Origin of the sequence: Arthrobacter sp. GCM10027362 (genome assembly GCF_042679445.1) — a bacterium.
In the GTDB taxonomy this organism is placed as follows: Bacteria; Actinomycetota; Actinomycetes; order Actinomycetales; family Micrococcaceae; genus Crystallibacter.
This window is the reverse complement of record NZ_JBHTML010000180.1, coordinates 1-7657: the sequence shown is the minus strand read 5'-3', so window position 1 is coordinate 7657 and position 7657 is coordinate 1. Positions and strand designations below refer to the sequence as shown.

Sequence of the window (7657 nt, the reverse complement as noted above, 5' to 3'; positions counted from 1 at the left end):
CGGCGGACGGGTGGTGCGGGCCGACGTGGAGGAGGCCATCGCCGCGGCAGCCGAACAGGCACCGGCGGCAACTTCCGCCGCGCCGTCCCCGGCGGCGGCCGCCGGTCCGGCCGATACCGAGGTCAGGCTCAACGCCAACCAGCGGATCACCGCGCAGCGGCTGGGGGAGACCACCTCCATTCCGACCTTCCAGCTCACGGTGGCCATTGCCATGGACCGGCTGCTGGCCTTCCGCCAGGACATCAACGCCCGGCTGGCCGGGGCCGGCACCAAAATCAGCGTCACGGACCTGCTGGTCCGGGCCGCCGCCGTCGCGCTCCGGGCCCACCCGGAGGTCAATGCCTCCTGGGGCGGGGACAGGATCATCCGGCACGGCGGCGTGCACGTGGGCATCGCCGTGGCCCTGGAGGAGGGGCTGATCGTCCCGGTCATCCGCGACGCGGACCGCAAGAGCGTCGGGCAGATCTCCGCCGAGGCCGCCGAACTGGCCGGCCGTGCCCGGGACGGCAAGCTGCGGCCGGAGGAATTCAAGGGCGGCACCTTCAGCGTCAGCAACCTGGGCATGTACGGGATCGAGTCCTTCACCGCCATCCTCAACCCGCCCGAGGCCGCCATCCTCGCCGTCGGCGCCACCACCGCGGAAGCGGTGGTCGGCGAGGGCGTGCCGGAGACCCGGCAGGTGATGCGGGTGAGCCTGACGGTGGACCACCGGGTGCTCAACGGCGCGGCCGCCGCGGCCTTCCTGCGGGACCTGAAGGCCCTGCTGGAGGAACCGCTGCGGATTGTCATCTAGGGAACGGGGGAAGAATCCAGCCATGGGCGAGAACACAGCCTTCACCACCAGCGCGCTCGTCTTCCTGCCGCCGGCGCGGGTCTGGGCGCTGCTGACCGACTGGACCGCGGCGCCGGCGTGGATGTCCGGGGTGAGCGAAATGCACGCCGAGGGGCCGCTGGAGCCGGGCCTGGCCCTGGACTTCCACGCCCAGGGCCACGACCGCACCGCCATGGTCTCCGCCGTCGATCCGGGGCGCAGCATCACGATCAGTTCCGGGCAGGGGGACCTGCGCACGGACTACCGCTATGACCTGGCCGACGACGCCGGCGACACGCGCCTGACGCTCACCGTCGACGTCGTCGCCGGCGGCGACGGGCTGGCGGAGCTGGCCGGACAGCTTCGGGCGGAACTGGCGGCGGCGGACTCGCTGCAGCTGGAGAACTTCAAGCGCTATGCGGAGAAGGCGCCGTGAGTCCGGGAGGTTCCGGAAGGCACTGCCTGTCTGCGCCACGGCAGATCGTCGGGCGGTTTCGGAATCCGGTTTTCCGGGAAATTCTGGCCGTGCCGCACCTCCACATCCGATGGAGACATGCCCCGCTTGCGGTATAACTCAGAGCGACTGCGGAGGGCTTGCCATCCACTGGCGACAAGTGGATCATCGTGGCAACGTGCTCCGACTCCGAGCGGAGGTATCCGGATGAATCTATCGGTTGGCGAGATCCTGGACGCGCTTCAGAATGACGATCAAGCACCGCTAGCTGACTGGCTACGGGAGAAGCTGGTCATCAACGGCGGCTGCTCGGCCGATCAATTCGAACTTGTCCCCCGATTGGCTTCTTGGAATTCAGAAGCCGGAAATGCAGGGAAAAAGCCGGAGGACCGGTTAAGGTTCATTGAGGCAACACTCGAAGGAATATATTCCGCTGCCCGGCACGTAACGTACGGAATCCCCATGCTTAATATCTACCTGTGGTCGCTGTGCCGTGAATCGTGGGAGTACTCCTGGGAGGTGGACGCCATCTTCGACATTATCTCGGCCGCCCGCCACTGCTCGAACAGCCGGCAAGGGGAAGCGGCCCCGGAAACGGTATCCGCAGAAAATGGGCTGTCCTTGGAATTGCTTAACCTTTTGGAAGAAGAAATAAAGGTGGAAATAGCCGCCGCTTCGGGATCCTTGGCGTGCCATGGCCGGCAGGCCCGCATTACCGAAGAACGGGCGGCCGCTCTGCAAAGTTATGCAGCGCGGTGTCCCCACAATCCGCTGGTCGATTTTGCCGGCCGCAATGCGGCGGACGAACGGATCTACTATCGCGCCGTCGCCACCGCCGCCGGTGCGGCAGACCGGTACATAAGTGGTAAGCACTCCTCTGCCCAGCTTGTCGACGCCATCACCGCCCTGAAAACGGCCGAGGATGAGGTTTCCACCGACGAGGACGCCTCCGAGTTGCGGGCCCATCGCCGCAGCCTGGAATGCCTTCATGAAGCAAGGGATCGGCCGCAGTTGCTGGTGGAAAACGCAAGAATTACTTACATCTATCCGTTTGGGCTCATTGGCATAACTCCGGAACAAGCGGTCCAGCATATCCGCGGACTTGAGCAGGCGCCGGTCCCCTGGTCCCTTGCCGGAGTCGTCCCGGAAGGCATCGATCACGAGCTGCAGCTGGATGACATCTGGATGGTGGACGATCCGTTCCACAGGGAGTACGGGGGAGCAGCCGTGCGGCTGCCGGCGATCGTTGTGCCCGGCCTGAGTGGACAAAGGGACAGCACGCTCCGCCCCGAACTCCGATTTTCGGAACTTGGCAACCACGTTTTGCGAATAGAGACCGAAATCGTGGACGCCACGCCACAGGACCTATATGCGGCCCTGTCCAGGGTCACTGCGCAGTCCGCCGATATGCACCGCCTCGATGCGCCGATTCATCTGGAGTCCAATGATACGGAAGACCGGCCGAAGTGGGGAAAGCTGATTTATTTCGCGCGTTCGATGCTGCGCGCAATTCCCCAACAAGAACCTTTCAGCGAATTGGATGTTCAGGTGAGCTTCCGCACCGGCAGCTATCACACGCTGGTGTGGATCAAGAAGGCCAGAGCAGGACTTCCCTGCCGTGAAGAAGCGGCGAGGACCGTGGAACATGCGGCTGAGCTTAGAAGTATCTTCGGATTCCAGACGCTGTGCAATCCAGTCAGTTACGGCCCTACCTCTGTCGCAGAATGGGCGCAGCTTCCATTGGGGTCCGGTTTGGTAATCCAAGCGCCGCAACTGAATGACGATCTTGTTTTATGGAACGGAAACAATTCAATGGTTGCTGCTTTTGGATCTCCAAATTTCCAGGTGGAAGGCGTTCTGGAGCTAGCGGAATTTGCTGCCAGCCTTCCAGGCTTATTCTCCGCCTGGAACAGGAACCTCGCAGGCTTCATCGAATCGCTTCGCCGCAGGCGGGATTTCTTCGCGAGATATTTGAATCCAGAACGGGAAGGAGCGCTGGAGGGACCGGCGTCCCGGGGCGATATTGACGCTGCTGATTTGCCGAATCCTCAGGCAGTGAGAACGTTGCAGGCCTTGAAGGCTGCGCAGTATAACTTGGAAAGGGAGGCATTCCGTTTTCAAAACTTGATTATGGCTAGCCGCCTCACGCTCATGTTCATGGTTTCGCCTGCGTTAGTAACATCCACGGTTGCGAGGAAAACCTTGGACGAACTGATGGCAGCAGCAGACTTTGAAAAGGCCCGCCGAGACTACGTTCATATGGTGGATGAAGTCCTTGGGGACCTCATGCGGTCCTTGACCGAGCAGGTCGTGAACCGGCATCAAGAACTCCATGACGAACATGAACTGGAGGCGCGGGAAGCGAACCGGCGCAAAATCGAAATACTTCTTGCCGGGCTGGCCGGCATAGGCCTTTCAGGACTGGCTTCCATTGTGCGTGACGGCTACAACATGGAGCATGAGACCGCCATCTTGGTCGTACTCGTTGTGGTGGCACTGGTGGGAGCCATCTGCGTAGTTGTCTATTGGATGAACAGGCATCACGAGCAGTTGCCGCCGGGCCGGGCGGAACCTGGAGCGACCTGGCTGAATTCCACGGAAACAGAAGGACCGCGGACGGACCAACCAGGATTGAGGTTTCCGCGTGCGGATAGAAGTACTTAGCCCTGATGCGGACGCACTGGGTGAAGTTTACGCGCAGCTGCTGAGGCCGGCGTTTCCCGCGGATGAGCTCGAGTCCTTCGAATCGCTCAGGGACGGAATGGATTCGGGGAGTGTCGAAGTTGTCTGCGGCTTTCAGGAAACAGTTCCGGTCACGGTCGCTGTCGGTGAATGGTTCGAGGCTTCGCGGGTGATGCTGTTGGGGTATATGGCGACCGCACCGGCCGCCCGTGGCCAAGGCTTCGGGAGGAAGCTTTACAGGCACGTCATCACTTCGTGGACCCGGCGCCACAGTCCCTGCCTCGTACTTGCCGAGGTGGAGCATCCCGCATATCACTCCGGCAGCCCGGCCTACGGAGATCCTTCCCGCCGCCTGCAGTTTTACGGTGAACAGGGCGCTCGGATCATCGAGCTTCCGTACTTTCAGCCGGCCCTTAGGCGGGGAGCTGCCCGCGTTCCCGGGATGCTGCTTCTTTTGCTCACCTCGCATCCGCCAGGTGCGCAAGGTGCCGGCGAACTGTGTATTCCAAGAGCCCAGTTGAGAGATTTTATTATTGAATACTTGATGCAAACGGAGGGCTCGTTAGGGAATGATCTGCAGACCCGGAACCTGCTCCGTCCTCTAAATCAGACGGCCAAGATCCGCACGTTCGTCACGGATGACCTGCAGCGGATCCCCGTGTGCCAGCCTGGATAGGGGTGTGAATCCATGAACGGCCCCGGCTCCGCCTTCCGGAGTGCCCTTGCCGTGCTGTTGCGCGGCGGTGGGTTCCGTGCGCCGACTAATGGACGGCCTGGTCCCGCAATCTGGCGGATGGTGTCCCGCCTTCGGGATTATTCAGCAGCGTTGCGGGCCCGTTGGCCGGACAGGCGCGTGCTCAGGCCCAGCGCGTCAAAGGGCGCGTGAGCGGCGGCGGTGTTGTCGAAATACACGTACACGTCGCGGCCGGCCCCGTCCGGACAGCGGCTGCCGGCCAGCCAGCCGCGGACCCGGCCGGCCCAGGCATCCAGCTCGGCCGCAGTGTAGCCGCTGACGTAGAGTTCCGCGCTGCCGTGCAGCCGCACGTACACGAAGTCGGCGGTCACCTCGTCCAGCAGCGGCCATTTGCCGGCGGTGTCCGCCACCACCAGGGCGGTGTTGTACCGGCGCAGCAGGCCGTAGCACTCTTCGCTGGCGAAACTGCGGTGCCGCACTTCCAGCGCATGGCGCAGCGGCCGCTCCGGGAACGCTCCGGCCGCCCCGGACTCCCCGGTCCAGGTGCGCTCCGCGGGCAGGTCGCCGTGGACCGCGGCCAGTTCGGCCGCCGCCGCGGTGCTGCGCGGCAGCAGGGCCAGGAACTCCTCGACCAGTGCGGCGTCGAAGGCCAGCCGCGGCGGCAGCTGCCAGAGCACCGGCCCCAGCTTGTCCGCCAGCGCCAGCACACCGGAGGCGAAGAAGTTTGCCAGCGGCACGCGCACCTGGTGCAGCGCGTTCAGGTGGGTGACCAGCCGCGGGCCCTTGACCGCGAAGACAAAGCCCTCCGGCGTGGCCCCGCGCCACTTCAGGTAGCTGGACGGGCGCTGCAGGCCGTAGAAGGAGGCGTTCAACTCCAGCGAATCCAGGTGGCCGGCGGCATATTCCAGTTCCAGGCGCTGGGGCAGTCCGGCCGGATAGAACGTCCCGCGCCATTCCGGATAGCGCCAGCCGGACGTACCCACCAGCGCCGCATGCCTCCCTGCACCGTTCCGCGTCCCCACACCGGCACGCTACCGTCTGCCGCTGCCGGGGGCCAGAGCCCGCGCCCGGCGGCGTCGGCTAAACTTAGGGGGTAAGAGCCCCAGAACTCCGGCCCCGCGGTGCTGTGTCCGGCACGTTGGCGCCGAGTGCGGGGCTGTCTCATGCACGGCGGAGGATCCCATGCCAGCAATCGTGATCGTCGGGGCCCAGTGGGGCGATGAAGGAAAGGGCAAGGCAACCGACCTGCTTGGCGGCCGCGTGGACTACGTGGTCAAGCCGAACGGCGGCAACAATGCCGGCCATACCGTTGTCGTCGGGGGCGAGAAGTACGAACTGAAGCTGCTGCCGGCCGGCATCCTGTCCCCCAACGCCACCCCGATCATCGGCAACGGCTGCGTGGTCAACCTCGAGGCCCTGTTCGAGGAGATCGACGGGCTGCAGGCCCGCGGTGCCGATACCTCCCGGCTGCGCGTCTCCGCCAACGCCCACCTGGTGGCCCCCTTCCACCAGACCATGGACAAGGTCACCGAACGCTTCCTGGGCAAGCGCGCCATCGGCACCACCGGCCGCGGCATCGGCCCGGCCTACATGGACAAGGTGGCCCGGCTGGGCATCCGCGTCCAGGATGTCTTCGACGAGTCCATCCTGCGGCAGAAGGTCGAAGGCTCGCTGCGGCAGAAGAACCAGCTGCTGGTCAAGGTCTACAACCGGCGCGACGTGGACATCGAGGAGACGGTCCAGTACTTCCTCTCCTTCGCCGAGCGGCTGCGCCCGCTGGTGATCGATTCCGCCTACGTGCTGAACCAGGCCCTGGACGAGGGCAAGGTGGTGCTGATGGAGGGCGGCCAGGCCACCTTCCTGGACGTGGACCACGGGACCTACCCGTTCGTCACCTCCTCCAACCCCACCGCCGGCGGCGCCTCCGTGGGCTCGGGCATCGGCCCGACCCGGATCAGCCGCTCCATCGGCATCATCAAGGCCTACACCACCCGCGTGGGCGCCGGCCCGTTCCCCACCGAGCTGTTCGACGAGATGGGCGAGTACCTGCAGAAGACCGGCGGCGAGTTCGGCGTGAACACCGGCCGGCCGCGCCGCTGCGGCTGGTATGACGCGGTGCTGGCCCGCCACGCCTCCCGGGTCAACGGTTTCACCGATTACTTCGTGACCAAGCTGGACGTGCTCACCGGCATCGAGAAGATCCCGGTCTGCGTGGCCTACGACGTCGACGGCGTGCGGCACGACGAGATGCCGATGACCCAGACCGAGTTCCACCATGCCAAGCCGATCTTCGAGTACTTCGACGGCTGGACCGAGGACATCACCGGCGCCCGGACCCTCGAGGACCTGCCCGACAACGCCCGCAGTTACGTGGTGGCGCTGGAAAAGATGTCCGGCACCCGCTTCTCGGCCATTGGCGTGGGCCCGGACCGGGACCAGACCATCGTGGTGCGGGACCTGATCACCGAATAGCGGCGCAGCCAGCCCCGGCCGGGCGGGCATTGCCGCGGCCGGGGCCCGGGCGTACCATCGGCTCGCATGAGCGACGTGCACGAGCTGCTCCGGCGCACCGCCGAGTTCGCCGTCGACTACCTGCGCTCCCTGCCGGAGCGTCCGGTCCGCGGCGGGTACGACGACGTCGCCGCGCTGCGCTCGGCGCTGGCCACCGCGCTGCCCGAGACCGGCGAGGACCCCGGAGAGGTTATCGAACTGCTCGCCGAGGTGGGCGGCCGGGCGGCGGTGGCAACGGCCGGGCCGCGGTACTTCGGGTTCGTCACCGGCGGTTCCCTGCCGGCGGCGCTGGCAGCCGACTGGCTGACCTCGGCCTGGGACCAGAACGCGGTGCTCTACGCCGCGGGCCCGGCCGCCGCCGTGGCCGAGGAGGCGGTGGGCGCCTGGCTGCTGGAGCTGTTCGGGCTGCCCCGCCAGAGCAGCTACGGGCTGGTGACCGGCTGCCAGATGGCGAACTTCACCTGCCTGGCCGCCGCGCGCACGGCCGTGCTCGGGCGGGCCGGCT

Annotated in this window: 7 protein-coding genes; 6 read left to right on the top strand and 1 reads right to left on the bottom strand. The window is 65.6% G+C overall.

Annotation, left to right across the window (positions count from 1 at the left end; genetic code table 11):
• From ACFQ36_RS18650 to ACFQ36_RS18635, 4 genes are all read left to right on the top strand, one after another.
• Positions 1–793 (top strand): 2-oxo acid dehydrogenase subunit E2 (locus ACFQ36_RS18650; protein ID WP_377016331.1); only part of this gene is annotated, 793 nt, incomplete at its 5' end.
• A 22-nt stretch (positions 794–815) separates the two neighbouring features.
• A complete protein-coding gene (locus ACFQ36_RS18645; protein ID WP_377016329.1) occupies positions 816–1247 on the top strand; it encodes an SRPBCC family protein in 432 nt (143 codons plus the stop codon).
• 225 nt (positions 1248–1472) lie between these two features.
• Complete coding sequence (locus tag ACFQ36_RS18640; RefSeq protein ID WP_377016327.1) at positions 1473–3929, top strand: hypothetical protein; 2457 nt, start codon at positions 1473–1475, stop codon at positions 3927–3929.
• Positions 3910–4623, top strand: coding sequence for a GNAT family N-acetyltransferase (locus ACFQ36_RS18635; protein ID WP_377016325.1), 714 nt, complete (start codon positions 3910–3912; stop codon positions 4621–4623). The genes ACFQ36_RS18640 and ACFQ36_RS18635 overlap by 20 nt, the downstream gene beginning before the upstream one ends.
• Positions 4624–4760: 137 nt before the next feature.
• Here the strand turns inward: ACFQ36_RS18635 and ACFQ36_RS18630 are convergent, their stop codons facing one another.
• Entirely contained in the window at positions 4761–5624 is an 864-nt protein-coding gene (locus tag ACFQ36_RS18630) for a DUF72 domain-containing protein (RefSeq protein ID WP_377016323.1), read from the bottom strand.
• A gap of 199 nt (positions 5625–5823) precedes the next feature.
• Between ACFQ36_RS18630 and ACFQ36_RS18625 the strand changes: the two genes are divergently transcribed.
• Together ACFQ36_RS18625 and ACFQ36_RS18620 are read left to right on the top strand one after the other, a co-directional pair.
• The gene (locus tag ACFQ36_RS18625) at positions 5824–7113 is read left to right on the top strand and encodes an adenylosuccinate synthase (RefSeq protein WP_377016321.1); all 1290 of its coding nucleotides are present in this window, start codon (positions 5824–5826) and stop codon (positions 7111–7113) included.
• A gap of 66 nt (positions 7114–7179) precedes the next feature.
• The coding region (locus ACFQ36_RS18620; protein WP_377016319.1) for a pyridoxal-dependent decarboxylase at positions 7180–7657 on the top strand (478 nt) is incomplete at its 3' end.